This window comes from Escherichia sp. TW09308, from assembly GCF_000208565.1.
GTDB classification, from domain to species: Bacteria; Pseudomonadota; Gammaproteobacteria; order Enterobacterales; family Enterobacteriaceae; genus Escherichia; species Escherichia marmotae.
The window spans coordinates 3,546,586-3,570,359 of sequence record NZ_AEME01000001.1 but is presented as its reverse complement, the minus strand read 5'-3'; the positions used below and the strand labels follow the sequence as shown (position 1 = coordinate 3,570,359).

The following is a 23,774-nucleotide window of genomic DNA, read 5'->3' as shown; positions in this document are numbered from 1 at the left end:
TTATGTCCCGGTCAGCGAAACCTCAAAATGGTCGCCGCCGCTTTCTGCGCGATGTCGTTCGCACAGCAGGCGGGCTGGCTGCCGTGGGTGTGGCGCTGGGGTTACAACAGCAAACCGCACGTGCATCTGGCGTGCGGTTGCGCCCGCCCGGAGCCATAAACGAGAACGCCTTTGCCAGTGCCTGTGTGCGTTGCGGGCAGTGTGTTCAGGCTTGCCCTTACGACACCTTAAAGCTGGCGACGTTGGCCTCTGGCCTGTCGGCGGGCACGCCGTACTTTGTGGCGCGCGATATTCCTTGCGAAATGTGTGAGGACGTACCGTGTGCCAAAGTGTGCCCGAGTGGTGCGCTGGATCGTGAAATCGAATCGATCGACGACGCGCGGATGGGACTGGCAGTGCTGGTGGATCAGGAGAACTGCCTCAACTTTCAGGGGCTGCGCTGCGATGTCTGTTATCGCGAATGCCCGAAAATTGATGAGGCGATTACCCTGGAACTGGAGCGCAACACGCGTACCGGTAAACACGCCCGTTTTCTGCCAACGGTTCACAGCGATGCCTGCACCGGCTGCGGTAAGTGCGAAAAAGTGTGCGTACTGGAGCAACCGGCAATCAAGGTGTTACCGCTGTCACTGGCGAAAGGGGAGTTAGGTCACCATTACCGCTTCGGCTGGCTGGAGGGGAACGATGGCAAATCGTAAACGTGACGCCGGGCGCGAGGCGCTGGCGAAAAAAGGCTGGTGGCGTAGTCACCGTTGGCTGGTGTTGCGTCGCCTTTGTCAGTTCTTCGTACTGGGAATGTTTTTGAGCGGCCCGTGGTTTGGTGTGTGGATCTTGCACGGCAACTATAGCAGTAGCTTGTTACTCGACACCATTCCGCTGACCGATCCGCTGATGACGCTGCAAAGCCTTGCCAGCGGTCATCTACCTGCCACAGTGGCGTTGACCGGCGCAGTGATTATCACTGTGCTCTACGCCCTGGCAGGAAAGCGATTATTTTGCAGTTGGGTCTGTCCGCTGAACCCGATTACCGATTTAGCAAACTGGTTACGCAGGCGATTTGACCTCAATCAGTCTGCGACGATCCCGCGGCACATTCGCTACGTGCTGCTGGTCGTCATACTGGTGGGATCGGCCTTAACCGGCACACTCATCTGGGAATGGATTAACCCTGTTTCCCTGATGGGGCGCAGCCTGGTAATGGGATTCGGCAGCGGCGCGCTGCTTATTCTCGCGCTGTTTTTATTTGATCTACTGGTCGTTGAACACGGCTGGTGCGGTCACATTTGCCCGGTCGGTGCGCTGTATGGCGTGTTGGGTAGCAAAGGTATTGTTACCGTTGCGGCTACCGATCGGCAGAAATGTAACCGCTGTATGGATTGTTTTCATGTTTGCCCGGAACCGCATGTACTACGTGCCCCGGTGCTGGATGAACAAAGCCCGGTGCAGGTCACCAGCCGCGATTGCATGACGTGCGGTCGCTGCGTGGATGTCTGTTCTGAGGATGTATTTACAATAACTACACGATGGAGTTCGGGAGCGAAATCATGAAAAGCCATGACCTGAAGAAAGCGCTGTGTCAATGGACGGCGATGCTGGCCCTGGTGGTGAGCGGCGCGGTTTGGGCGGCTAATGGCGTCGATTTTAGCCAGTCGCCGGAAGTATCCGGGACGCAGGAAGGGGCCATTCGGATGCCAAAAGAGCAGGATCGGATGCCGCTGAACTATGTGAATCAGCCGCCGATGATCCCGCATAGCGTTGAAGGTTATCAGGTAACGACCAATACCAACCGCTGCTTACAGTGCCACGGTGTCGAGAGCTATCGCACCACTGGCGCGCCGCGCATCAGTCCAACTCACTTTATGGACAGCGATGGCAAGGTAGGTGCGGAAGTGGCTCCGCGTCGTTACTTCTGTCTGCAATGTCACGTGCCGCAGGCCGATACCGCGCCAATCGTGGGGAATACCTTCACCCCATCAAAAGGTTACGGGAAATAAGAGGTTATTATGGGAAATTCTGACCGTAAGCCTGGCCTGATTAAGCGCCTGTGGAAATGGTGGCGTACTCCCAGTCGTCTGGCGCTGGGTACGCTGCTGTTGATCGGTTTTGTTGGCGGTATTGTCTTCTGGGGCGGCTTTAACACCGGAATGGAAAAAGCCAATACCGAAGAGTTCTGCATTAGCTGCCACGAAATGCGCAATACGGTGTATCAGGAATACATGGATTCCGTGCATTACAACAACCGTAGTGGCGTGCGTGCGACCTGTCCGGATTGTCACGTTCCGCACGAGTTTGTGCCGAAAATGATACGCAAGCTCAAAGCAAGTAAAGAGCTGTATGGTAAAATTTTTGGCGTTATTGACACGCCGCAAAAGTTTGAAGCTCATCGCCTGACTATGGCACAGAATGAGTGGCGGCGGATGAAGGACAATAACTCGCAGGAGTGTCGTAACTGTCACAACTTCGAGTATATGGATACAACCGCCCAGAAAGGTGTTGCCGCGAAGATGCACGCTCAGGCGGTGAAAGACGGGCAAACCTGTATTGACTGCCATAAAGGGATAGCGCACAAGCTGCCTGATATGCGTGAAGTCGAACCAGGTTTTTAACAGGGTTATTGCGTGGGTATGCTTGAAGCCAGAGAATTACTCTGCGAGCGGGATGAACGCACTTTATTTAGTGGTTTGTCATTTACGCTGAATGCAGGAGAGTGGGTACAAATCACCGGCAGCAACGGCGCGGGGAAGACAACGCTTCTCCGTTTGCTGACGGGGTTGTCTCGCCCTGATGCGGGTGAAGTTCTCTGGCAAGGGCAGCCCTTGCATCAGGTACGCGATAGCTACCATCAAAACCTGTTATGGATAGGCCATCAGCCGGGGATCAAAACCCGGCTGACGGCGTTAGAAAATCTGCACTTTTATCATCGCGATGGTGATACCGCACACTGTCTGGACGCTCTGGCGCAGGCCGGGCTTGCCGGATTCGAAGATATTCCCGTGAATCAACTCTCTGCCGGGCAACAACGCCGCGTTGCGCTGGCGCGTCTGTGGCTGACCCGTGCCACCTTGTGGATCCTCGACGAACCGTTTACCGCGATTGACGTTAACGGCGTCGATCGTCTGACCCAGCGTATGGCACAGCATACGGAGCAGGGGGGGATTGTGATTCTTACTACTCACCAACCGCTCAACGTTGCCGAAAGTAAAATCCGCCGCATATCTCTGACGAAAACGAGGGGCGTATGATGTTCTGGCGCATTTTCCGTCTTGAGCTGCGCGTAGCGTTTCGCCATAGCGCCGAAATCGCCAACCCGCTGTGGTTTTTCCTGATTGTTATTACCCTTTTTCCGCTCAGTATCGGTCCGGAGCCGCAACTGCTGGCACGTATTGCACCGGGCATTATTTGGGTGGCAGCGCTGCTTTCTTCCTTACTGGCGCTGGAGCGACTGTTCCGTGACGATTTGCAGGACGGCAGTCTTGAACAACTGATGTTGTTGCCGTTACCTTTGCCCGCCGTTGTGCTGGCGAAGGTGATGGCGCACTGGATGGTAACCGGTTTACCGTTACTTATCCTCTCGCCACTGGTGGCATTGCTACTGGGAATGGACGTTTATGGCTGGCAAGTGATGGCGCTGACGCTGCTGTTGGGAACTCCAACGCTGGGATTTCTCGGTGCTCCGGGCGTGGCGCTGACAGTGGGACTTAAGCGCGGTGGCGTGCTGCTCAGCATACTGGTGTTACCGCTGACCATCCCATTACTCATCTTTGCTACCGCCGCGATGGACGCGGCTTCGATGCATTTGCCCGTTGACGGGTATCTGGCAATTTTAGGCGCGTTGCTGGCAGGCACCGCGACATTAAGTCCTTTTGCGACGGCGGCAGCGTTACGAATCAGCATTCAATAACGCTGGATTACTGATTTTTGTTCGAGTCTGGTATCGAAACTATGTGGAAAACACTGCATCAACTGGCGATCCCACCACGGCTGTACCAAATCTGTGGCTGGTTTATACCGTGGCTGGCAATCGCCAGTGTGGTCGTGCTTATCGTTGGCTGGATCTGGGGATTCGGCTTCGCTCCGGCTGATTATCAGCAGGGAAATAGCTACCGCATTATCTATCTGCATGTGCCTGCGGCGATCTGGTCGATGGGCATTTATGCCTCAATGGCGGTGGCGGCGTTTATCGGCCTTGTCTGGCAGATGAAAATGGCCAATCTGGCGGTGGCGGCGATGGCTCCCATTGGTGCCGTGTTTACCTTTATTGCCCTGGTTACCGGTTCCGCATGGGGAAAACCGATGTGGGGGACCTGGTGGGTATGGGACGCACGTCTGACCTCTGAACTGGTGTTGCTGTTTCTGTATGTTGGTGTGATTGCGCTGTGGCACGCTTTCGACGACCGCCGTCTGGCGGGGCGTGCGGCGGGGATCCTGGTGCTGATTGGTGTAGTAAACCTGCCGATTATTCATTACTCCGTGGAGTGGTGGAACACCCTGCATCAGGGATCAACGCGGATGCAGCAAAGTATCGATCCGGCGATGCGTTCGCCGCTGCGCTGGTCGATTTTTGGTTTCCTGCTGCTGTCTGCCACGCTGACGCTAATGCGGATGCGTAATTTGATTTTGCTGATGGAAAAACGCCGTCCGTGGGTGAGTGAACTGATACTGAAAAGAGGCCGTAAATGACCCCTGCATTTGCTTCCTGGAATGAATTTTTCGCAATGGGCGGTTACGCCTTTTTTGTCTGGCTGGCGGTAGTGATGACTGTTATTCCGCTGGTGGTGTTGGTCGTGCACTCGGTGATGCAGCATCGCGCAATTCTGCGTGGCGTGGCGCAACAACGGGCGCGTGAGGCGCGTTTACGTGCTGCGCAACAGCAGGAGGCTGCATGAATATTCGCCGTAAAAACCGCTTGTGGATTGCCTGTGCCGTGCTGGCGGGGCTGGCGCTGACTATCGGTCTGGTGCTGTATGCGCTGCGCTCGAATATCGATCTTTTCTATACGCCGGGGGAAATTCTCTACGGCAAGCGTGAAACCCAGCAGATGCCGGAAGTCGGTCAGCGTCTGCGCGTCGGCGGGATGGTGATGCCGGGTAGCGTGCAGCGCGATCCTGACTCGCTGAAAGTGACCTTCACCATTTACGATGCTGAAGGCTCAGTGGATGTCTCTTACGAAGGCATTCTGCCGGACCTGTTCCGTGAAGGGCAGGGCGTTGTGGTGCAGGGCGAACTGGAAAAAGGCAATCATATCCTCGCGAAAGAAGTACTGGCGAAACACGATGAAAACTACACACCGCCAGAAGTCGAGAAAGCGATGGAAGCTAATCACCGTCGCCCGGCCAGTGTTTATAAGGATCCAGCATCATGATGCCGGAAATTGGTAACGGACTGCTGTGCCTGGCATTAGGGATTGCGCTGCTGCTGTCCGTCTATCCTTTGTGGGGCGTGGCGCGTGGAGATGCGCGCATGATGGCCTCTTCTCGCTTGTTTGCCTGGTTGCTGTTTATGTCTGTGGCTGGCGCATTTCTGGTGCTGGTCAATGCGTTCGTGGTGAACGACTTCACCGTCACCTACGTGGCCAGCAACTCTAATACCCAGCTTCCGGTGTGGTATCGCGTGGCGGCTACCTGGGGCGCGCATGAAGGCTCTCTGCTGCTGTGGGTGCTGCTGATGAGCGGCTGGACCTTTGCGGTAGCGATTTTTAGCCAGCGTATTCCGCTGGATATCGTTGCCCGCGTACTGGCGATAATGGGAATGGTCAGCGTCGGCTTTTTGCTGTTCATTCTCTTTACCTCTAACCCGTTCTCCCGCACGCTGCCGAACTTCCCGATTGAAGGGCGTGATCTTAACCCGCTGTTGCAGGATCCAGGGCTGATCTTCCATCCGCCTCTGCTCTATATGGGTTACGTCGGTTTCTCGGTGGCGTTTGCTTTTGCCATTGCATCTTTATTGAGCGGACGTCTGGACAGCACCTACGCACGTTTTACCCGTCCCTGGACGCTGGCGGCGTGGATCTTCCTGACGCTTGGCATCGTACTTGGTTCTGCGTGGGCTTATTACGAACTTGGTTGGGGCGGCTGGTGGTTCTGGGATCCAGTAGAAAACGCCTCGTTTATGCCGTGGCTGGTGGGTACTGCGCTGATGCACTCGCTGGCGGTGACTGAACAACGTGCCAGCTTCAAAGCGTGGACATTATTGCTGGCAATCAGTGCCTTCTCGTTGTGTCTGCTGGGAACTTTCCTTGTGCGCTCCGGCGTGCTGGTATCGGTACATGCATTTGCGTCTGACCCGGCGCGCGGCATGTTTATCCTCGCCTTTATGGTGCTGGTGATTGGCGGTTCGCTGCTGCTGTTTGCCGCGCGTGGACACAAAGTTCGCTCACGCGTAAACAATGCGCTGTGGTCGCGGGAATCTCTGTTGTTAGCGAACAACGTTTTGCTGGTCGCCGCGATGCTGGTGGTACTGCTGGGGACGCTGCTGCCGCTGGTGCATAAGCAACTCGGGCTGGGCAGCATTTCGATTGGCGAACCGTTCTTCAACACCATGTTTACCTGGCTGATGGTGCCGTTTGCGTTGTTGCTTGGCGTTGGCCCGCTGGTGCGCTGGGGGCGCGATCGTCCGCGTAAAATCCGCAATTTGTTGATTATCGCCTTTATTAGCACGCTGGCGTTGTCGTTGCTGTTGCCGTGGCTGTTCGAAAGCAAAGTCGTGGCGATGACGGTACTCGGTCTGGCAATGGCCTGCTGGATTGGTGTGCTGGCGATTGCCGAAGCGGCGCAGCGTATTTCGCGTGGCACCAAAACAACCTTCAGCTACTGGGGAATGGTGGCGGCTCACCTGGGGCTTGCAGTGACAATTGTTGGTATCGCCTTCAGTCAGAACTATAGCGTTGAGCGTGACGTACGCATGAAGTCTGGCGATAGCGTCGATATTCATGAGTATCGTTTCACATTCCGCGACGTAAAAGACGTTAGCGGTCCGAACTGGCGTGGCGGCGTGGCGACAATCGGCGTGACGCGTGACGGCAAACCGGAAACGGTGTTATATGCAGAAAAACGTTATTACAACACCGCTGGTTCGATGATGACCGAAGCGGCAATTGATGGCGGCATCACCCGTGACCTGTACGCGGCGCTCGGTGAAGAGCTGGAAAACGGTGCGTGGGCTGTACGTCTTTACTACAAACCGTTTGTTCGCTGGATCTGGGCGGGCGGACTGATGATGGCGTTGGGGGGGCTACTGTGCCTGTTTGATCCTCGTTATCGCAAGCGCGTGAACCCGCAAAAAACTGCGCCGGAGGCTGTATGAAGCGCAAAGTATTGTTAATTCCTTTGATTATCTTCCTGGCGATTGCTGCAGCGTTGCTGTGGCAATTGGCACGTAATGCTGAAGGAGATGATCCGACCAATCTGGAATCGGCGCTTATTGGCAAGCCAGTGCCGAAGTTTCGCCTTGAATCACTGGATAATCCAGGTCAGTTTTATCAGGCGGACGTGCTGACTCAGGGCAAGCCGGTGCTGCTGAACGTCTGGGCGACCTGGTGCCCGACCTGCCGTGCGGAACATCAATACCTGAATCAGCTTTCTGCGCAGGGTATCCGCGTGGTCGGTATGAACTATAAAGACGACAGGCAGAAAGCGATTAGCTGGCTGAAAGAGCTGGGCAATCCTTACGCGTTAAGTCTGTTTGACGGCGACGGCATGTTAGGGCTGGATCTCGGTGTCTATGGCGCGCCAGAAACGTTCCTCATCGACGGCAACGGCATCATTCGCTATCGCCATGCGGGCGATCTCAATCCCCGCGTCTGGCAAGAAGAAATCAAGCCGCTATGGGAGAAATACAGTAAGGAGGCCGCACAATGAGGTTTTTATTGGGCGTGCTGATGCTGATGATCTCCAGCTCGGCACTGGCGACCATCGACGTGTTGCAGTTTAAGGATGAAGCTCAGGAACAACAGTTCCGTCAGCTCACTGAAGAACTGCGCTGCCCGAAATGCCAGAACAACAGCATTGCCGATTCCAACTCGATGATTGCCACCGACCTGCGACAGAAAGTGTACGAACTGATGCAGGAAGGCAAGAGTAAGAAAGAGATTGTTGATTATATGGTGGCGCGTTACGGCAACTTCGTTACTTACGATCCGCCGTTAACGCCGCTGACCGTGCTGCTGTGGGTGCTACCGGTGGTGGCTATTGGCATTGGCGGCTGGGTGATTTACTCCCGTTCGCGGCGTCGGGTGCATGTGGCGCAGGAGGAGTTTCCCGAACAAAGCATGCCGGAAGGTAAGCGTGCCGGATATGTTGTTTATCTGCCGGGTATTGTGGTGGCGTTAGTTGTGGCTGGCGTCAGTTACTACCAGACCGGCAATTATCAGCAGGTAAAAGCCTGGCAGCAGGCCATGGTGCAGGCTCCGGCACTGCTGGACAGGGCGCTGGATCCGAAAGCTGAACCGTTGAATGAAGAAGAGATGTCGCGCCTCGCGCTGGGGATGCGTACTCAACTGCAAAAAAATCCGGGAGATATTGAAGGCTGGATTATGCTGGGTCGCATTGGGATGGCGCTGGGTAATGCCAGTATTGCGACCGATGCGTATGCTAACGCGTATCGCCTCGACCCGAAAAATAGTGATGCGGCGCTGGGTTATGCTGAAGCACTGACGCGTTCTTCTGATCCCAACGACAACCGCCTAGGTGGAGAGTTGTTACGCCAACTGGTGAGAAGCGACCACAGCAATATTCGTGTGTTAAGCATGTATGCGTTTAACGCCTTTGAACAGCAGCGATTTGGCGAAGCCGTTGCTGCGTGGGAGATGATGTTGAAGCTCTTACCCGCCAACGATACCCGTCGAGCGGTGATTGAACGCAGTATCGCGCAGGCGATGCAGCATTTGTCGCCGCAACAAAGTAAATAAGAAGAGGCCCGATGGTGACGCCATCGGGCTTTTTTTACTGTGCCCCGCGTTGTTGCAGGAACAAAATAGTTGCTGCCACGCGTGAGCGGACATTGAGTTTACGCAGCAGATTGCGAATGTGTACTTTCACTGTTTGCTCGGAAATATTCAACACTGAGGCAATCTGCTTATTCGACAGCCCCTGCGCCAGTTCGTGCAGAACATCCAGTTCACGCTCCGTCAACACACTGAAGGGATCTTCCTCTGCGCCAAACATTTCACGTTCGCGTAAGTACTGATTGACGCGTTCGCTAAAGACTTTGCTGCCTTTTGCCCCGGCGCGAATCGCTTCCAGCAGTACTTCCGGGTCGCTATCTTTCAACAGATAACCGTCAGCGCCTGCGTCTATCAACGCAAACACATCACTGGAGGCATCTGAAACGGTCAGAATAATAATTTGCGCGGTAACGCCATCCCTGCGCAAGGCATTGAGGGTATCCAGGCCACTCATGCCTTTCATATTCAGATCCAACAAGATCACGTCGATATCCAGTCGATTCGCCAGATCGATAGCACTTGCGCCGTCGCCCGCTTCAGCGACCACTTCAAAGCCAGGATCAAGTTCCAGTAACTGACGAACACCGCGTCGCATAAGTGGATGATCATCCACAATCAGCACCTGAAAAGGCGTTGCTTCAGGCATAGTAGTCTCCTGAGGTTTTATTAGAATCATTATGTTTGAGCGTAGCGTTGGAAACGCTACCAGGCGCGTGAATGTTACCCCATTTTATGTATGGGCATGTAGTAAAACTGCAAGTGTGGGTTGCGGGACACGTGTAGATATAAAAAAACCAGCCATAACAGGCTGGTTCTTAAGGGATTTTTGGTCGGCACGAGAGGATTTGAACCTCCGACCCCCGACACCCCATGACGGTGCGCTACCAGGCTGCGCTACGTGCCGACTCGTGGCTGCTAATACTACCGTTTTCCACACCGATTGCAAGTAAGATATTTTGCTAACTGATTTATAATTAATCAGTTAGCGATGAAACGCTTCTCGTCTGTCAGCACCTGCAATAACAAACTTAACTGTGGTTTTTCGTCTTTCACTCTTTCACCATGTAAGTTGTAAGTGCGGTATTTACCATTATTGTTCAGCACCAGCGTCATTTTTGGCGTGGTGATTGCCAGCGTATCGTTATCCGCTGCGGTAACCCAATAATGACGGCGTTCAGGATTGAACAAATCCTGACCTTGCGAATATTCGCTGGCAGGCGTACTGACGTGCAGCAGGCGTTGCATCAACGTGGTCATTAGATCGGTATGATCGGTCAGGGTATTAATACGCTGCGCCGGTGTGCCCGGCCAGTGGATCACTAACGGCACCTGAAGATGACCGTGGGACCAGTCAAAGGTTTCTTCCTCTTCGCTCAGTGGAATACCCCGACCGGCAGTAATAATCACCACCGTATTGTCCAGCTTGCCAGAATCACGCAGCGCATTTAACACGCGGTTGATCTGCTCATCAACATTGCCTGCTGCCCGGCTATATTTATGGGTAAATGCTTGCTGGTTGCTATCGTCAATGTTGGTGCCATTGAAAGATACCCATGAGAACCAGCGATTATCTTCTTGCGCGTAGCGGCTCAGCCAGTTGATCCACTGCGTGGCGGTCTGAGCATCGGATTGCGTGCGAACGCTTGGCATTGAGAAGTCTGACAACAATGCCTGGCGATACAACGGGCTGGTAAAGCCATCGGATGAGAATAACCCAAGCTGATAGCCTTGCTGGTTAAGCGCGGTAATTAACGCCGCAGGCGTGCGGGTCGACAGAATGCCATCCATATAACTTGGCGAGATGCCATAGAACAGGCCAAAGATGCCGTTGTCGGTGGTGTTGCCCGAACTCATATGGCGTGTGAATGAAATATTTTGCTCGGCAAAACCCGCCAGTGCAGGCATCTGTTTCTCATAGCGTGAATAGTTCAGGCCATCGACAGTAATCAGCAAGACGTTCTGTCCGGTGCCCATATCGCGGTAGCGCAGTTCGCTTAACGGATACTGTACGGAAACGGCGTCCGGATTGCCTTGCTCAATAAGACGGCGTTGATACTCCTGTGCATCAAGCAGGCCATGCTTCTCAAGAAAACGTCGCGCCGTCATCGGATACGAAAGCGGCAGATTGGCGCGCTGCATGGTGATTGGGCGATAGAAATTGGCATCGGCCCAGATATACACCACGTGCGAGGCGATAAAGGCGATAAATAAGAATGCGGCCAGCGGACGGGCGAAGCGCCGACGACGTGTCAGGCTGCGCAGCTTTTGCCAACTCCACGTCGCAAACACCAGTTCAAGCAATAAAATAACCGGCACGCTGATGAACATCAGTTGCCAGTCGCGCGCCATCTCATTCTCGTCCGGGTTGATAACCAACTGCCAGACGATGGGATTAAGATGGAGATGGAAACGAGTAAAGACTTCGCTGTCGATCAGTAACAGCGTCATTCCCGCCGTTGCCAGAATGACGGATAAAAACCTCATCAGCCTCTGGGAGCCGATGATAAAGGTCAGCGGGAAGAGGATCAGCAAGTAGGTGGCGAACACCAGGAAGCTGAAATGGCCGATAATGCTTACGTAGGAATAAATACGACCAGCAAGTGTTGTCGGCCAGTCAGCGATAAACAGGTAACGGCTGCCTATGACGAGTGAAAGCAGAATATTGAACAGTGCAAACCAGTGCCCCCAACTGACCATTTGGGAGACTTTTTCACGGTAGCGCTGATGATGAGTTACCATAACCTGTTATCTGTTTCCCTTAGTGCGCTTTGTCTTCGTTGATCGAGGACTGCAAGGCGCGGGCAAAAGAGTTGGCAATCGCCTGGCGTTGAGCCGGGGCAATGCTGGTATTGATAAGGTTAGTGACCATGTTGCCTAACACCATCAGGGAAAGGTCGGTCGGAGCCTTATGTTTTTCCAGTACGTTGAGCAGCTCTGCGAGCAATTGTTCAACCTGTTCATCACTGTAGCGGGAAATTTGTGGCATAAATCGAAATCAGTTAGTTGATGAAAGGGCAACATATTACCGTAGCAACGGTTTTTTTTCTGCTTTTTTATACTTTAAATCATTCGCGTTACGCTGCCTTCTGTAAAATGGCTGCCATCTTTTATTGCGTCGCTTTACCGGCGGTGATTGAATACCGCCCGGTCTTAAAGGAGAGTTTATCATGAGTCTGGATATCAACCAGATTGCTCTGCACCAGCTTATCAAGCGTGATGAGCAGAACCTTGAGCTGGTGTTGCGCGATTCATTGCTGGAGCCGACGGAAACCGTCGTTGAGATGGTGGCAGAACTGCATCGGGTCTATAGCGCTAAAAATAAAGCCTACGGCTTGTTCAACGAAGAGAGTGAACTGGCGCAGGCGTTACGTTTGCAGCGCCAGGGCGAAGAAGATTTTCTGGCATTTAGCCGCGCGGCAACAGGTCGCCTGCGTGACGAACTGGCGAAATACCCCTTTGCTGACGGCGGTTTTGTGCTGTTTTGCCACTACCGTTATCTGGCTGTGGAGTATCTGCTGATTTGCGTGCTGAACAATTTAAGCAGTATGCGCGTTAACGAAAACCTCGACATCAACCCGACCCATTATCTTGATATCAATCATGCGGATATTGTGGCGCGTATCGATTTGACCGAGTGGGAAACTAACCCAGAATCGACCCGTTATCTGACTTTCCTGAAAGGACGAGTAGGGCGCAAAGTGGCTGATTTCTTTATGGACTTCCTCGGTGCCAGCGAAGGGTTGAATGCGAAAGCGCAAAACCGCGGTTTGTTGCAGGCGGTTGATGATTTCACTGCCGAAGCGCAACTGGATAAAGCAGAACGGCAAAATGTTCGCCAGCAGGTTTATAGCTACTGTAATGAGCAATTGCAGGCGGGCGAAGAAATCGAGCTGGAATCGCTGTCAAAAGAGCTGGCGGGCGTCAGCGAAGTGAGCTTCACGGAATTTGCGGCTGAAAAAGGGTATGAACTGGAAGAGAGCTTCCCGGCAGACCGCAGCACACTGCGTCAGTTGACGAAGTTTGCCGGTAGCGGCGGTGGCTTGACCATTAACTTTGATGCGATGCTGTTAGGTGAACGGATTTTTTGGGATCCGGCGACCGATACACTGACCATTAAGGGCACACCGCCGAATCTGCGCGATCAATTGCAGCGCCGGACTTCTGGCAGCAATTAATCGGTTTGGTGTTATGAATGCCAGATACGGTGTGAACGCTTTATCTGGCCGACAAAAAACAACCATACCGTAGGCCTTATAAGACGAGCAGCGTCGCATCAGGCATAATCTGCAGATACAAAAAACCCCGCCGGAGCGGGGTTTCTTACAACTTATTCAGCAATTAAGCGCGAACGAAGTCGATGTGCTGCAGCTTCGGTTTGTACGGGTGACGCTGTACATCCTGAGCTTTAACTTTGATTTCTTTACCGTCAACAACGATGGTCAGAACTTCGCTGTAAAATTCAGCTTTAACTTGCATGTTCATGACTTTGTCGTGATCCAGCTCAATTGCCAGCGGCGCTTCGTTGCCACCGTAGATGATTGCCGGGAATTTGTTAGCGGCACGCAGGCGGCGGCTCGCACCCTTACCCTGCTCTTTACGTACTTCTGCGTTGATAGTAAACATTTCTTTCTCTCTTAATTGATTCCTGCTACAGGCGACCCAGCAACAGGTAAGTGATCTGCTTTGCGTATGCAAAAGCGGGCGAGATTCTATACTCAAACGCCTTTCACATCAATCAAAACTACCATTAACCGCGTAATTCGTGCGCCCGACGAAAACGGCCTTCGTAATCGAACACTTTTTCACGAACCTGCCAGTACTGGCCTTTCATTCGTGCAACGACAAAATCCGGGTGGCGCAGCAACGCTTGCTGGGCGAGGATATCGGCGGCGGTTATCCAGCGCAGAGGGATGCCCGGTGTGCGCGTATGCGGGCGGATAAAAAGCTGCTCGAAGGCGGTTCGCTGGGCGGGTGTTTGCAGACGGAAGCGCTCACTCACATCAGCACCATCTTCATCGTAATAGGTGATTTTCAGCCATTCGCCTTTTTCATCGTGCCCATGCTGTAAAGACATGCCGCTACAGCGTAGCACCAGAGCATCTTTCAACCGTAGCGCCGCTTTTAACATATCATCCGGATCAACCAGAATGGTGTCGCACTCGCGGCAGCGGCGCGCGGCAATGTCATTTTCTGCATTGCACTGGGGGCAGTTTTTAAAGCGGAAGCGAAAATCACACTGTTCGCGATGCCCGTCGTCATCTTCGAACCATCCCTGACAACGGCGACCAAAGTGTTCAATCAATGTGCCGTCGGCGGTTGTTTTGCCCCAAAACGTGTTGGCAAAGCCGCAGGCAGGGCAGAAAACCTGCACCGGGACGTTGTCACTTTTGCCTTTCGGCGTACCTACTTCCGGGGCGTAGAGATCGTGAGGGTTACCTGCATAATCAAGAATTAAGCAATCGGTCTTACCCGGAGCCAGACGCAGACCACGCCCGACAATTTGTTGGTAAAGACTTACCGATTCGGTAGGGCGCAGAATGGCGATAAGATCGACATGTGGCGCGTCAAATCCGGTGGTCAGTACCGCAACGTTGACCAGGTAGCGAAAACGCTGGGCTTTAAAATCTTCAATTAATACATCACGTTCAGCGCCGGGCGTGTCGCCGGTAATAAGCGCGGCATCTTCGGCGGGCAGTAGACCAACGATCTCTTTTGCGTGTTCGACCGTCGCGGCGAAAATCATCACCCCTTTGCGCGTTGCGGCGAACTCCATAATCTGGCTAATAATGTGTGGCGTAATGCGTTGCTGTTTTTTCAGCTCGCGGTTGAGATCAGCTTCGCTGAACAGCCCGTTGCTCTGTGCCTGTAAGCGGCTGAAATCATATTGCACTACCGGCATATCCAGCCGTTCCGGTGGTGTCAGATAACCGTGTTTAATCATATAGCGCAGCGGTAACTCATAAATGCAGTCCCGGAAAAGGGCTTTCTCGTCGCCGCGCACCATGCCGTGATAATGAAACTGATAGATCCAGCCTTTCCCCAGCCGAAAGGGCGTGGCAGTCAGCCCCAGCAGGCGTAAGTGGGGATTCACTTTTGTCAGGTGAGTAAGGATTTGCTGATACTGGCTCTCTTCGTCGTCGCCAATACGATGGCATTCATCGACAATCAACAGTGAAAATTCACTCTGAAAGGCGTCGAGATTGCGGGCGACCGACTGTACGCTGCCAAATACTACTTTACCGTGGCTCTCTTTGCGCTTTAGTCCGGCAGCAAAAATATCCGCTTCCAGCCCCAGCGCCTGATATTTTGCATGGTTTTGCGCTACCAGTTCTTTGACGTGTGCCAGCACCAGCACGCGACCACGCGCCAGCCGTGCCAGTTCCGCTATCACCAGACTTTTACCCGCACCGGTAGGGAGTACGATAACGGCAGGAGTTTTATGACGACGAAAATGGTTGAGCGTGGCATCCACGGCTTCTTGCTGATATGGACGGAGTGTAAAAATCATGGTCTCGCGTAGGTAGATTATTCTGCTAATAGTATGCCACGGATCTTTTTCCCTTGAGGGAAGTTATTAGACCGCTATACTGGGCAGACAACAGTTCAGATTTTCGGGTCAATGCCCGACCTCCGTTTTTACAGGCAAAATCACACACATGCGACTTGATAAATTTATCGCACAGCAACTCGGCGTTAGCCGTGCTATTGCCGGGCGTGAAATCCGCGGCACTCGTGTCACCGTCGATGGCGAAATCGTCCGCAATGCAGCGTTTAAACTGCTTCCTGAACACAGTGTGGCTTACGATGGTAACCCGTTGGTACAGCAACATGGCCCACGTTACTTCATGCTCAATAAGCCTCAGGGCTATGTTTGTTCCACGGATGACCCGGATCACCCAACGGTGCTCTATTTTCTTGATGAACCTGTAGCATGGAAACTGCATGCGGCAGGGCGGCTGGATATCGATACTACCGGTTTGGTGCTGATGACCGACGATGGTCAGTGGTCGCACCGCATTACTTCTCCACGTCATCATTGCGAGAAAACGTACCTGGTGACGCTGGAATCACCCGTAGCGGACGACACGGCAGAGCAATTTGCTAAAGGTGTACAACTGCATAACGAAAAAGATCTCACTAAGCCTGCGGTGCTGGAAGTGATTACCCCAACGCAGGTTCGTTTGACCATTAGTGAAGGGCGTTATCATCAGGTGAAACGTATGTTTGCCGCTGTGGGTAACCACGTGGTTGAACTGCACCGTGAACGTATTGGCGGCATTACGCTGGATGCAGATTTAGCACCCGGTGAATATCGTCCGTTAACTGAAGAAGAAATTGCCAGCGTCGTTTAACACTTTAATGACTTTCAGGAGCCAGTTGTGACCACCCGACAGCATTCGTCGTTTGCTATTGTCTTTATCCTTGGCCTGCTGGCCATGTTGATGCCGCTGTCGATTGATATGTATCTGCCTGCGCTGCCGGTGATTTCTGCCCAGTTTGGTGTGCCTGCGGGCAGTACGCAGATGACTCTGAGTACTTATATTCTGGGGTTTGCGTTGGGGCAGTTAATCTACGGGCCGATGGCGGATAGCTTCGGGCGCAAGCCGGTTGTCCTCGGTGGTACATTGGTGTTTGCCGCGGCGGCGGTGGCGTGCGCGCTGGCGCAAACCATCGATCAGTTGATTGTGATGCGTTTCTTTCACGGTCTGGCGGCGGCAGCGGCCAGCGTGGTTATCAATGCCCTGATGCGCGATATTTACCCGAAAGAAGAGTTCTCGCGGATGATGTCGTTCGTTATGCTGGTGACCACCATCGCGCCGCTGATGGCACCGATTGTTGGCGGCTGGGTGCTGGTGTGGTTGAGCTGGCATTATATTTTCTGGATCCTCGCTGTAGCGGCGATTCTGGCTTCGGCAATGATCTTCTTCCTGATCAAAGAAACCTTGCCGCCGGAGCGTCGCCAGCCGTTTCACATCCGTACCACCATTGGTAACTTTGCCGCGTTGTTCCGCCATAAGCGTGTCCTGAGTTATATGTTGGCCAGCGGTTTTAGCTTTGCCGGGATGTTCTCGTTCTTAAGCGCCGGACCGTTTGTCTACATTGAAATTAACCATGTCGCACCGGAAAACTTCGGTTATTACTTTGCGTTAAACATTGTTTTCCTGTTTGTGATGACCATTTTTAACAGTCGCTTTGTTCGCCGCATTGGCGCGCTGAATATGTTCCGCTCGGGGCTGTGGATTCAATTTATTATGGCGGCGTGGATGGTCATCAGCGCATTACTGGGGCTAGGATTCTGGTCGCTGGTAGTGGGTGTGGCGGCGTTTGTTGGCTGCGTATCGATGGTGTCTTCTAACGCGATGGCGGTAATTCTGGATGAGTTCCCTCATATGGCGGGAACCGCGTCGTCGCTTGCAGGAACTTTTCGTTTTGGCATTGGCGCAATTGTTGGCGCGCTGCTTTCGCTGGCGACCTTTAATTCCGCATGGCCGATGATTTGGTCAATCGCATTCTGTGCAACCAGTTCAATTCTCTTCTGTTTGTACGCCAGCAGACCCAAAAAACGGTGAACTATTGCTCAACAGGGAAGCTAAAAGGCTTCCTTTGTTGATGCATATCAACCACAAATCTATCAATCCCCCGTCATTTGTTTGTTTTATGTAAAATCAATTTATGTAAAAAGTCACATCATTGTAGTTAAAAAGGTTGAGTTAGATCTCAGAAACGGGTACATATAGCCCCGCAAACGTGACCACGCCCGCAGATATTATTTAAATCAGAGCCATAGAGGCCACGCAGGCGAGGCATCAATCTTTACGATCTGTTTAAAGACGGGTTGTTGATGATGTGTTAAAATTAATGTAAATAAATTGTGAATTAAATGTGCTTCCGGGGAAAATAAGTGACTTCATTACAACTCTCAATCGTCCATCGACTGCCGCAGAACTATCGTTGGTCTGCTGGTTTCGCAGGTTCAAAAGTTGAACCGATTCCGCAAAATGGACCGTGCGGTGACAACAGCCTGGTGGCGCTTAAATTGCTTAGCCCGGATGGCGATAACGCATGGTCGGTGATGTACAAACTTAGCCAGGCATTAAGCGATATTGAAGTTCCGTGCTCGGTACTGGAGTGTGAAGGTGAGCCATGTCTGTTTGTTAATCGGCAGGATGAGTTCGCCGCCACCTGTCGACTGAAAAATTTTGGTGTGGCAATTGCCGAACCTTTCTCAAACTACAATCCTTTTTAAGCATCAGCTCAACGCCAGTAGCTGACGCGTATACTCCTGCTGCGGTGCGGCAAACACGCGCGCGCACGGTCCTTGTTCCACTACTTCTCCCTGTCGCAGCACGATAACCTGATGACATAATGCGCGAACAACATGCAAATCATGGCTGATAAACAAATAGGCTAGTTGGTGCTTTTGTTGCAATGATTTTAATAGCGCCAATATTTGCGCCTGTACCGTTTTGTCGAGCGATGATGTTGGTTCATCAAGAATGATCAGCGAAGGTTTCAGAATCAATGCTCGGGCAATCGCAATACGTTGTCGTTGACCTCCCGAGAACTCCGCCGGATAACGGTGGCGCGTTTCAGGATCTAACCCCACTTCCTGCATTACGGCTTTCACTTGCTCTTCGCGTTGCGTGGCTGAAAGGGTGGGTTGATGCACACGTAACCCCTCCTCAATAATCTGCAACACGTTGAGTCGTGGGTTGAGTGAGGAGTTTGGATCCTGAAATACCACCTGAATGCGATGGCGAATGGGCAATAGCTGGCGACGAGTTAGATTTTGCAATGGCTGACCGTCAAAAACGATGCTGCCCTGAGAGTCAATTAATCGTAGCAACGCCAGTCCTGTGGTGCTTTTGCCGGAGCCGGACTCGCCCACTAAACCCAGCGTTTCACCCGCCCGAAGCGTAAAACTGACGCTTTTCACCACCACGTTATGATCGACGACGCGTTTCAGGAGTCCCTTACGAATGGGGAAAGCGACCTGAAGCTGTTCAACATCAAGCAACGTTGAGGCTGGCTCTGGCAACGGCACTGGATTGCCTGACGGTTCGCTGTTGAGTAGTTTTTGCGTGTAAGGATGAACGGGGGAGGCAAAGAGCGCAGTGGCGCGATTTTCCTCCACACAGCGACCGTTTTGCATCACTGCCACGCGGTGGGCCAGTTTTCTGACAATGCTGAGGTTATGAGTAATAAATAACATGCCCATATTCAGTTCATGTTGCAGTTCGCGTAATAATTGCAAAATCTGCGCCTGGACAGAGACGTCCAGCGCGGTAGTCGGTTCATCAGCAATCAATAATTCCGGTCGAGTGAGTAGCGCCATTGCAATCATCACCCGCTGACGTTCGCCGCCGGAGAGCTGATGCGGGTAGTCTGTCAGCCGTTTTGCTGCCTGGCGGATACCGACGCGATCGAGGCAATTAAGGATTTCACCACGCGCCGCTTCCCGACGCATCCCGCGATGCAGTGAAAGCACTTCATAAAGCTGTTTTTCCAGAGTATGCAATGGGTTTAACGATACCATCGGCTCCTGGAAAATCATGGCAATCTTATTTCCCCGCACACCACGCAACGTTTGCTCGCTGGCATGAAGCAGCGATTCGCCATGAAAACGAATATCGCCAGAGAGATATTCAACAGGCGGGGAAGGGAGAAGACGTAAAATCGACAGCGCAGTAACGCTCTTGCCGGAGCCAGACTCACCCACCAGCGCCAGTGTTTCGCCAGCTTCAATGCGTAGCGAAACATCATTCACTACGGTGCGAACGGTTTGCTGATGGCGAAAACCCACCGACAAATTTTCAATCGCTAACAGAGTTTGCGTCATGCTACACCGCCTTATTAGGATCAAATGCGTCGCGGACTGCTTCACCAATAAAGATCAGCAATGACAATAATATCGCCACCGACAAGAAGGCGGTGATCCCAAGCCACGGTGCCTGAAGGTTATTTTTCCCTTGTAGCAGTAGTTCTCCGAGCGATGGTGAACCGAGTGGCAAGCCGAAGCCGAGGAAATCGAGCGAGGTCAGGGTGGTGATCGAGCTACATAAAATAAACGGTAAAAAGGTGAGGGTAGCGACCATTGCATTTGGCAACATATGACGCAGGATAATACTGCGATCGTTGACGCCAAGCGCCTGCGCTGCGCGGATGTAGTCGAAATTACGGGTACGCAAAAATTCCGCACGCACTACGCCCACCAGACTCATCCAGCCAAACAAGACGGTAATCGCCAGCAGCCACCAGAAGTTAGGTTGAACGACACTGGAAAGCAGAATTATCAGAAACAGCGTCGGCATCCCCGACCACACTTCAATGAAGCGCTGCCCCCAGAGATCCACTTTTCCGCCGTAATAACCTTGCAGCGCCCCCGCCAGCACGCCCATCACACTGGAACAGAGTGTCAGCATCAGACCAAACAGAACCGAGATCCGTGTGCCATACAGAATACGCGCCAGCACATCGCCGCCGTTGGCATCCGTCCCCAGCCAGTTTTGCGGTGAGGGTGGGGAGGGGAAGGGCTTATCGGTCGCAAAATTGATACTGGTAGCACCAAAGCGAATCGGTGCCCACAGTACCCAGCCTTTATCCTCCAGTCGTTGTTTTAGCCACGGATCCTGATAATCCGCCTGGCTTGCCAGCGGGCCGCCAAAATCACTTTCACTGTAGTTTTTCAGCAACGGGAAATACCAGCTACCGTCATAACGTACCAGCAACGGTTTATCGTTGGCGATCAGTTCAGAACACAAACTCAAACTGAATAAGAAGAGGAAAATCCATAACGACCAGTAGCCGCGACGATTATGACGAAAACGCGCCCAACGGGCCTGATTGACGGGGCTGAGTTGCGGCATTAGCGTCCCTCAAAATCAATACGAGGATCGACCAGTGTATAGCTGATATCACTGACGATATTCAGGAGCAGGCCAATCAGGGTGAAAATATACAAGGTGCCAAACATCACCGGATAATCGCGCGAGACGGTCGCTTCATAGCCCAGCAAACCGAGGCCATTGAGTGAAAACATCACCTCAATCAACAGCGAACCGGTGAAAAACATGCTGATGAAAGTCGCTGGAAAACCGGCAATCACCAGCAGCATGGCGTTGCGGAACACATGTTTCCAGAGAATGTTTTTCTCACTCACTCCTTTCGCGCGCGCGGTAACCACATATTGCTTGCGCACTTCATCAAGAAAGGCGTTTTTTGTCAGCATGGTGAGCGCCGCAAAGCCGCCAATCACCGTCGCCAGCACGGGTAGCGTGATGTGCCACAGATAATCGGTGATTTTCTGATACCACGGTAGTGAATCAAAATTAGCGGAAACCAGGCCGCGCAGAGGGAACAGGTCGAAATAACTGCCGCCCGCGAAGAAGACAATCAGCAGGATTGCAAACAAAAAGGCCGGAATAGCGTAGCCGATGATAATAAATGCGCTACTCCAGACATCAAAGCGACTACCGTTATAAACGGCTTTGCGAATACCCAGCGGAATTGACACCAGATAGATAATCAACGTGCTCCACAATCCGAGGGTGATGGAAACCGGCAGACTGTCTTTAATCAATGTCAGCACTGAGGCGCTACGAAACAGGCTGTCGCCAAAATCAAAACAAATGTAGTCCCGGAGCATTTTGAAGTAACGTTCGTGGATCGGTTTATCGAAACCGTAGCGATGGGTGATCTCTGCGATCACTTCTGGATCCAATCCGCGTCCACCGCGGTAGTTGCTGTCGCTGATGTTGCCGACGCCCGTTTGTGCATGGCTGGCACGCACGCCTTCGCCGCCTGCACCTGGTAATACTCCGGCATTACCAAACTCAATGGCGGCGATGGCCTGGTCGACCGGACCGCCAGGCGCAATTTGCACGATAAAAAAGTTGATGGTGATAATCGCCCATAACGTTGGGATCACCAGCAACAGACGGCGAATCAGGTAAGCGCCCATCTACTCTCCCAGTTGTCTGGCTGACGGCAGTTTGGCCGCTTTATTGACGTCATACCACCAGGTATCAATACCGAGACTATAAACGGGACGCACTGCCGGGCGGGAGAATTTATCCCACCAGGCGAGACGGTCTTCCGCCATGTACCACATCGGCAACATGTAATAATTCCACGTTAATACGCGATCCAGGGCGCGCCCCAACGGCAGTAATTTTTCTTTATTTCCCTGGGCGGCAATAATTTGGTTGATCAGCGAGTCGATGACCGGACTTTGTACGCCGGGAGCATTATAAGTAGAGTTGATATATTCCGATGACCAGGAAATCTGTAAATCGGAGCTGGGCCACGGCATCGCCCGCCACACGCGTGGCATCATGTCATAGTCGCGGCTGCGCATTCGGTTGGTGATTTGTGAGTTATCCACCTTGCGAATGTCCATGTTGATACCAAGCCGTTGCAGGCTGTGCTGGAACGGCAATACCCACTGGCTATTACTGCTGGCTGGAAGCAATAATTCAAAGCTGAGAAGCTGACCCGTCGTAGCGTTAACGCGTTGCTGACCCTTCAGTACCCAGCCTGCTTCGTTGAGAAGTTTGTCGGCTTTTAACAGATTATCACGGTCGTAGCCATCGCCTTTGGATTCTGGCGGCTGGTAGATTTGTGTGAACACCTCTGGCGGTAGATCTTTTTTCATTGGTGCCAACAGCACCAGTTCCGCAGCGTCGGGGTAATTTCTGGCAGCGTATTCGGTATTCTGAAAATAGCTGTTAGTGCGACTCCAGGCATTGTAAAACAAGGCCTTGTTCATCCATTCAAAGTCGAAGGCGAGGGTGATGGCTTCCCTAATCCGGCGATCGTTGAATACCGGGCGCTGAATATTAAACGCCAGCCAGCGTGTATCCTGGGCTGATTCGTTCTTTTGCTCATCTTTGATAATGTATTTTTTGTCGAAATTTTTACCGGTATAGCGCGTGGCCCAGTTTTTGGCGTCGTTTTCCATGCGCAAATCAAAGGCACCAGCTTTAAATGCTTCAAAAGCGACGTTATCGTCAAGGTAATAATCGTAGCGAATGGTGTCGAAATTCCAGCGTCCACGGTTTACCGGTAAGTTTGCCGCCCAGTAATCTTTCACGCGGGAATAGACAATATTTTGCCCCATTTTCCAGGCCGTAATGCGATACGGACCACTGGCAAGTGGAGGCGTAGCGAGCGGGTCGCTCAGTTTGTGACCCTTCCAGTATTTTTCTGGAAATACCGGCAGTGAAAACAGGCTAAGCATATCTTCTTTGCCGGGTTTAGCTAATTCGATGCGCACGGTTAACGGCGCAATGGCTTTAACTGTGGTGCCTTTGTATACCAGGCGAAATTGCGGCACGCCTTCAGTCATAAACTTTTGAAAAGTGAACTCAACATCGCGGGCAGTAATGGGCGAACCATCATGAAAACGGGCGCGCGGATTAATAGCAACTTCAACCCAGGAATAATCGTCGGCATAGCGCGCGCTTTCGGCAATTAGCGGGTAATAACTGCCCGGCTCGTCATCAGAGGTAGTAAATAGTGTGTCGTACAACTGCTCGGTACGTGCACCGGGGTTTCCGCGTAGTGCATAGCGGTTGAAATTATCGAAGGTGCCAATGGAGGATAACGTTATCTGCCCGCCTTTTGGCGCGGCAGGATTAACATAATCAAAATTGTTGAAATTAAAGGCATATCTGGGTTCTCCCAGTACTGCAAAGGCATAGCTTTCCTTAATAGCCTGCGCCTGCACACCGAAGGTGAACAGGGTGATAAACACCAGCAGTATGCGCACAATCATCTGCAATGGATTTCCTTTTACTCATCATTAGCCGCAATCCGGCATGCTTTCTCTATG

General features: G+C 52.5%; 25 protein-coding genes and 1 tRNA gene. 16 read left to right on the top strand and 10 right to left on the bottom strand.

Annotation, left to right across the window (positions count from 1 at the left end; genetic code table 11):
- Positions 1–2 precede the first annotated feature (2 nt).
- Genes napG through ccmH form a run of 12 tightly spaced genes read left to right on the top strand, consistent with a single transcriptional unit; the run spans position 3 to position 8,905 of the window.
- Positions 3–698 carry a ferredoxin-type protein NapG gene (napG, locus tag ESM_RS0117060; protein WP_000091299.1) on the top strand — a complete coding sequence of 232 codons (696 nt, stop codon included), beginning with the start codon at positions 3–5 and terminating at the stop codon, positions 696–698.
- On the top strand, positions 685–1,548 hold the full coding sequence (napH, locus tag ESM_RS0117055) for a quinol dehydrogenase ferredoxin subunit NapH (RefSeq protein ID WP_000013486.1): 864 nt from the start codon (positions 685–687) through the stop codon (positions 1,546–1,548). Before napG ends, napH begins: the two co-directional genes overlap by 14 nt.
- Positions 1,545–1,994: a nitrate reductase cytochrome c-type subunit gene (napB, locus tag ESM_RS0117050; protein WP_000835174.1), complete on the top strand. Its 450-nt coding sequence runs from the start codon at positions 1,545–1,547 to the stop codon at positions 1,992–1,994. Before napH ends, napB begins: the two co-directional genes overlap by 4 nt.
- Positions 1,995–2,003: 9 nt before the next feature.
- Entirely contained in the window at positions 2,004–2,606 is a 603-nt protein-coding gene (gene napC, locus ESM_RS0117045) for a cytochrome c-type protein NapC (RefSeq protein WP_000528371.1), read from the top strand.
- A gap of 12 nt (positions 2,607–2,618) precedes the next feature.
- Positions 2,619–3,242: a cytochrome c biogenesis heme-transporting ATPase CcmA gene (ccmA, locus tag ESM_RS0117040; protein WP_000525579.1), complete on the top strand. Its 624-nt coding sequence runs from the start codon at positions 2,619–2,621 to the stop codon at positions 3,240–3,242.
- Positions 3,239–3,901 carry a heme exporter protein CcmB gene (ccmB, locus tag ESM_RS0117035; protein WP_000971724.1) on the top strand — a complete coding sequence of 221 codons (663 nt, stop codon included), beginning with the start codon at positions 3,239–3,241 and terminating at the stop codon, positions 3,899–3,901. The genes ccmA and ccmB overlap by 4 nt, the downstream gene beginning before the upstream one ends.
- A gap of 41 nt (positions 3,902–3,942) precedes the next feature.
- Positions 3,943–4,680 (top strand): heme exporter protein CcmC, encoded by a 738-nt coding sequence (gene ccmC, locus ESM_RS0117030; RefSeq protein ID WP_010379429.1) that lies wholly within the window; start codon positions 3,943–3,945, stop codon positions 4,678–4,680.
- Complete coding sequence (gene ccmD, locus ESM_RS0117025; protein ID WP_000186540.1) at positions 4,677–4,886, top strand: heme exporter protein CcmD; 210 nt, start codon at positions 4,677–4,679, stop codon at positions 4,884–4,886. Before ccmC ends, ccmD begins: the two co-directional genes overlap by 4 nt.
- Positions 4,883–5,362 carry a cytochrome c maturation protein CcmE gene (gene ccmE, locus ESM_RS0117020; RefSeq protein WP_001026411.1) on the top strand — a complete coding sequence of 160 codons (480 nt, stop codon included), beginning with the start codon at positions 4,883–4,885 and terminating at the stop codon, positions 5,360–5,362. Before ccmD ends, ccmE begins: the two co-directional genes overlap by 4 nt.
- A complete protein-coding gene (gene ccmF, locus ESM_RS0117015; RefSeq protein WP_000982437.1) occupies positions 5,359–7,302 on the top strand; it encodes a cytochrome c-type biogenesis heme lyase CcmF in 1,944 nt (647 codons plus the stop codon). The genes ccmE and ccmF overlap by 4 nt, the downstream gene beginning before the upstream one ends.
- A complete protein-coding gene (gene dsbE, locus ESM_RS0117010; protein WP_000824445.1) occupies positions 7,299–7,856 on the top strand; it encodes a thiol:disulfide interchange protein DsbE in 558 nt (185 codons plus the stop codon). Before ccmF ends, dsbE begins: the two co-directional genes overlap by 4 nt.
- Positions 7,853–8,905: a cytochrome c-type biogenesis thiol:disulfide oxidoreductase CcmH gene (gene ccmH / locus ESM_RS0117005; protein ID WP_001211603.1), complete on the top strand. Its 1,053-nt coding sequence runs from the start codon at positions 7,853–7,855 to the stop codon at positions 8,903–8,905. The genes dsbE and ccmH overlap by 4 nt, the downstream gene beginning before the upstream one ends.
- Positions 8,906–8,939: 34 nt before the next feature.
- Here ccmH and narP read toward each other — a convergent pair whose 3' ends face one another.
- The 4 genes from narP to ESM_RS0116985 form a co-directional block, all read right to left on the bottom strand.
- A complete protein-coding gene (gene narP / locus ESM_RS0117000) occupies positions 8,940–9,587 on the bottom strand; it encodes a nitrate/nitrite response regulator protein NarP (protein ID WP_001516729.1) in 648 nt (215 codons plus the stop codon).
- 181 nt (positions 9,588–9,768) lie between these two features.
- Positions 9,769–9,845: transfer RNA gene (locus tag ESM_RS0116995), tRNA-Pro, on the bottom strand.
- A gap of 74 nt (positions 9,846–9,919) precedes the next feature.
- Complete coding sequence (yejM, locus tag ESM_RS0116990; protein WP_000256124.1) at positions 9,920–11,680, bottom strand: LPS biosynthesis-modulating metalloenzyme YejM; 1,761 nt, start codon at positions 11,678–11,680, stop codon at positions 9,920–9,922.
- Positions 11,681–11,699: 19 nt separating this feature from the next.
- Positions 11,700–11,927 carry a YejL family protein gene (locus tag ESM_RS0116985; protein ID WP_001135667.1) on the bottom strand — a complete coding sequence of 76 codons (228 nt, stop codon included), beginning with the start codon at positions 11,925–11,927 and terminating at the stop codon, positions 11,700–11,702.
- A gap of 181 nt (positions 11,928–12,108) precedes the next feature.
- Here ESM_RS0116985 and yejK point away from each other — a divergent pair, with 181 nt between their 5' ends.
- Positions 12,109–13,116: a nucleoid-associated protein YejK gene (gene yejK, locus ESM_RS0116975; RefSeq protein ID WP_000050774.1), complete on the top strand. Its 1,008-nt coding sequence runs from the start codon at positions 12,109–12,111 to the stop codon at positions 13,114–13,116.
- Between the two features lie 163 nt (positions 13,117–13,279).
- Here yejK and rplY read toward each other — a convergent pair whose 3' ends face one another.
- Together rplY and ESM_RS0116965 are read right to left on the bottom strand one after the other, a co-directional pair.
- Complete coding sequence (gene rplY, locus ESM_RS0116970) at positions 13,280–13,564, bottom strand: 50S ribosomal protein L25 (protein WP_000494188.1); 285 nt, start codon at positions 13,562–13,564, stop codon at positions 13,280–13,282.
- 124 nt (positions 13,565–13,688) lie between these two features.
- A complete protein-coding gene (locus tag ESM_RS0116965) occupies positions 13,689–15,449 on the bottom strand; it encodes a DEAD/DEAH box helicase (protein WP_000578097.1) in 1,761 nt (586 codons plus the stop codon).
- 148 nt (positions 15,450–15,597) lie between these two features.
- On the opposite strand from ESM_RS0116965, the gene rsuA reads away from it, so the two are divergent.
- The 3 genes from rsuA to ESM_RS0116950 all read left to right on the top strand — a co-directional run bounded on the left by rsuA (position 15,598) and on the right by ESM_RS0116950 (position 18,188).
- Positions 15,598–16,293, top strand: a complete 696-nt coding sequence (rsuA, locus tag ESM_RS0116960) for a 16S rRNA pseudouridine(516) synthase RsuA (protein WP_001234858.1) — start codon at positions 15,598–15,600, stop codon at positions 16,291–16,293.
- Positions 16,294–16,320: 27 nt separating this feature from the next.
- Positions 16,321–17,511, top strand: a complete 1,191-nt coding sequence (bcr, locus tag ESM_RS0116955) for a multidrug efflux MFS transporter Bcr (protein ID WP_000213385.1) — start codon at positions 16,321–16,323, stop codon at positions 17,509–17,511.
- Between the two features lie 332 nt (positions 17,512–17,843).
- Positions 17,844–18,188 (top strand): YejG family protein, encoded by a 345-nt coding sequence (locus ESM_RS0116950; protein WP_000202798.1) that lies wholly within the window; start codon positions 17,844–17,846, stop codon positions 18,186–18,188.
- A gap of 3 nt (positions 18,189–18,191) precedes the next feature.
- Here the strand turns inward: ESM_RS0116950 and yejF are convergent, their stop codons facing one another.
- From yejF to ESM_RS0116930, 4 genes are read right to left on the bottom strand one after another with little or no spacing between them, the layout of a single operon-like run.
- The gene (gene yejF, locus ESM_RS0116945; protein ID WP_000194945.1) at positions 18,192–19,781 is read right to left on the bottom strand and encodes a microcin C ABC transporter ATP-binding protein YejF; all 1,590 of its coding nucleotides are present in this window, start codon (positions 19,779–19,781) and stop codon (positions 18,192–18,194) included.
- Between the two features lies 1 nt (position 19,782).
- Complete coding sequence (locus tag ESM_RS0116940; RefSeq protein WP_001135897.1) at positions 19,783–20,808, bottom strand: ABC transporter permease; 1,026 nt, start codon at positions 20,806–20,808, stop codon at positions 19,783–19,785.
- The gene (locus tag ESM_RS0116935; protein ID WP_000501591.1) at positions 20,808–21,902 is read right to left on the bottom strand and encodes a microcin C ABC transporter permease YejB; all 1,095 of its coding nucleotides are present in this window, start codon (positions 21,900–21,902) and stop codon (positions 20,808–20,810) included. The genes ESM_RS0116940 and ESM_RS0116935 overlap by 1 nt, the downstream gene beginning before the upstream one ends.
- Entirely contained in the window at positions 21,903–23,717 is a 1,815-nt protein-coding gene (locus tag ESM_RS0116930) for an extracellular solute-binding protein (RefSeq protein ID WP_010379418.1), read from the bottom strand.
- Positions 23,718–23,774 lie beyond the last annotated feature (57 nt).

Bases quoted from the DNA above. Each gene is read 5' to 3' on its own strand.
- napG (WP_000091299.1), top strand. From the start codon at position 3: ATGTCCCGGTCAGCGAAACCTCAAAATGGTCGCCGCCGCTTTCTGCGC.
- napH (WP_000013486.1), top strand. From the start codon at position 685: ATGGCAAATCGTAAACGTGACGCCGGGCGCGAGGCGCTGGCGAAAAAA.
- napB (WP_000835174.1), top strand. From the start codon at position 1,545: ATGAAAAGCCATGACCTGAAGAAAGCGCTGTGTCAATGGACGGCGATG.
- napC (WP_000528371.1), top strand. From the start codon at position 2,004: ATGGGAAATTCTGACCGTAAGCCTGGCCTGATTAAGCGCCTGTGGAAA.
- ccmB (WP_000971724.1), top strand. From the start codon at position 3,239: ATGATGTTCTGGCGCATTTTCCGTCTTGAGCTGCGCGTAGCGTTTCGC.
- ccmC (WP_010379429.1), top strand. From the start codon at position 3,943: ATGTGGAAAACACTGCATCAACTGGCGATCCCACCACGGCTGTACCAA.
- ccmD (WP_000186540.1), top strand. From the start codon at position 4,677: ATGACCCCTGCATTTGCTTCCTGGAATGAATTTTTCGCAATGGGCGGT.
- ccmE (WP_001026411.1), top strand. From the start codon at position 4,883: ATGAATATTCGCCGTAAAAACCGCTTGTGGATTGCCTGTGCCGTGCTG.
- ccmF (WP_000982437.1), top strand. From the start codon at position 5,359: ATGATGCCGGAAATTGGTAACGGACTGCTGTGCCTGGCATTAGGGATT.
- dsbE (WP_000824445.1), top strand. From the start codon at position 7,299: ATGAAGCGCAAAGTATTGTTAATTCCTTTGATTATCTTCCTGGCGATT.
- ccmH (WP_001211603.1), top strand. From the start codon at position 7,853: ATGAGGTTTTTATTGGGCGTGCTGATGCTGATGATCTCCAGCTCGGCA.
- narP (WP_001516729.1), bottom strand. From the start codon at position 9,587: ATGCCTGAAGCAACGCCTTTTCAGGTGCTGATTGTGGATGATCATCCA.
- yejM (WP_000256124.1), bottom strand. From the start codon at position 11,680: ATGGTAACTCATCATCAGCGCTACCGTGAAAAAGTCTCCCAAATGGTC.
- ESM_RS0116985 (WP_001135667.1), bottom strand. From the start codon at position 11,927: ATGCCACAAATTTCCCGCTACAGTGATGAACAGGTTGAACAATTGCTC.
- yejK (WP_000050774.1), top strand. From the start codon at position 12,109: ATGAGTCTGGATATCAACCAGATTGCTCTGCACCAGCTTATCAAGCGT.
- rplY (WP_000494188.1), bottom strand. From the start codon at position 13,564: ATGTTTACTATCAACGCAGAAGTACGTAAAGAGCAGGGTAAGGGTGCG.
- ESM_RS0116965 (WP_000578097.1), bottom strand. From the start codon at position 15,449: ATGATTTTTACACTCCGTCCATATCAGCAAGAAGCCGTGGATGCCACG.
- rsuA (WP_001234858.1), top strand. From the start codon at position 15,598: ATGCGACTTGATAAATTTATCGCACAGCAACTCGGCGTTAGCCGTGCT.
- yejF (WP_000194945.1), bottom strand. From the start codon at position 19,781: ATGACGCAAACTCTGTTAGCGATTGAAAATTTGTCGGTGGGTTTTCGC.
- ESM_RS0116940 (WP_001135897.1), bottom strand. From the start codon at position 20,808: ATGCCGCAACTCAGCCCCGTCAATCAGGCCCGTTGGGCGCGTTTTCGT.
- ESM_RS0116935 (WP_000501591.1), bottom strand. From the start codon at position 21,902: ATGGGCGCTTACCTGATTCGCCGTCTGTTGCTGGTGATCCCAACGTTA.
- ESM_RS0116930 (WP_010379418.1), bottom strand. From the start codon at position 23,717: ATGATTGTGCGCATACTGCTGGTGTTTATCACCCTGTTCACCTTCGGT.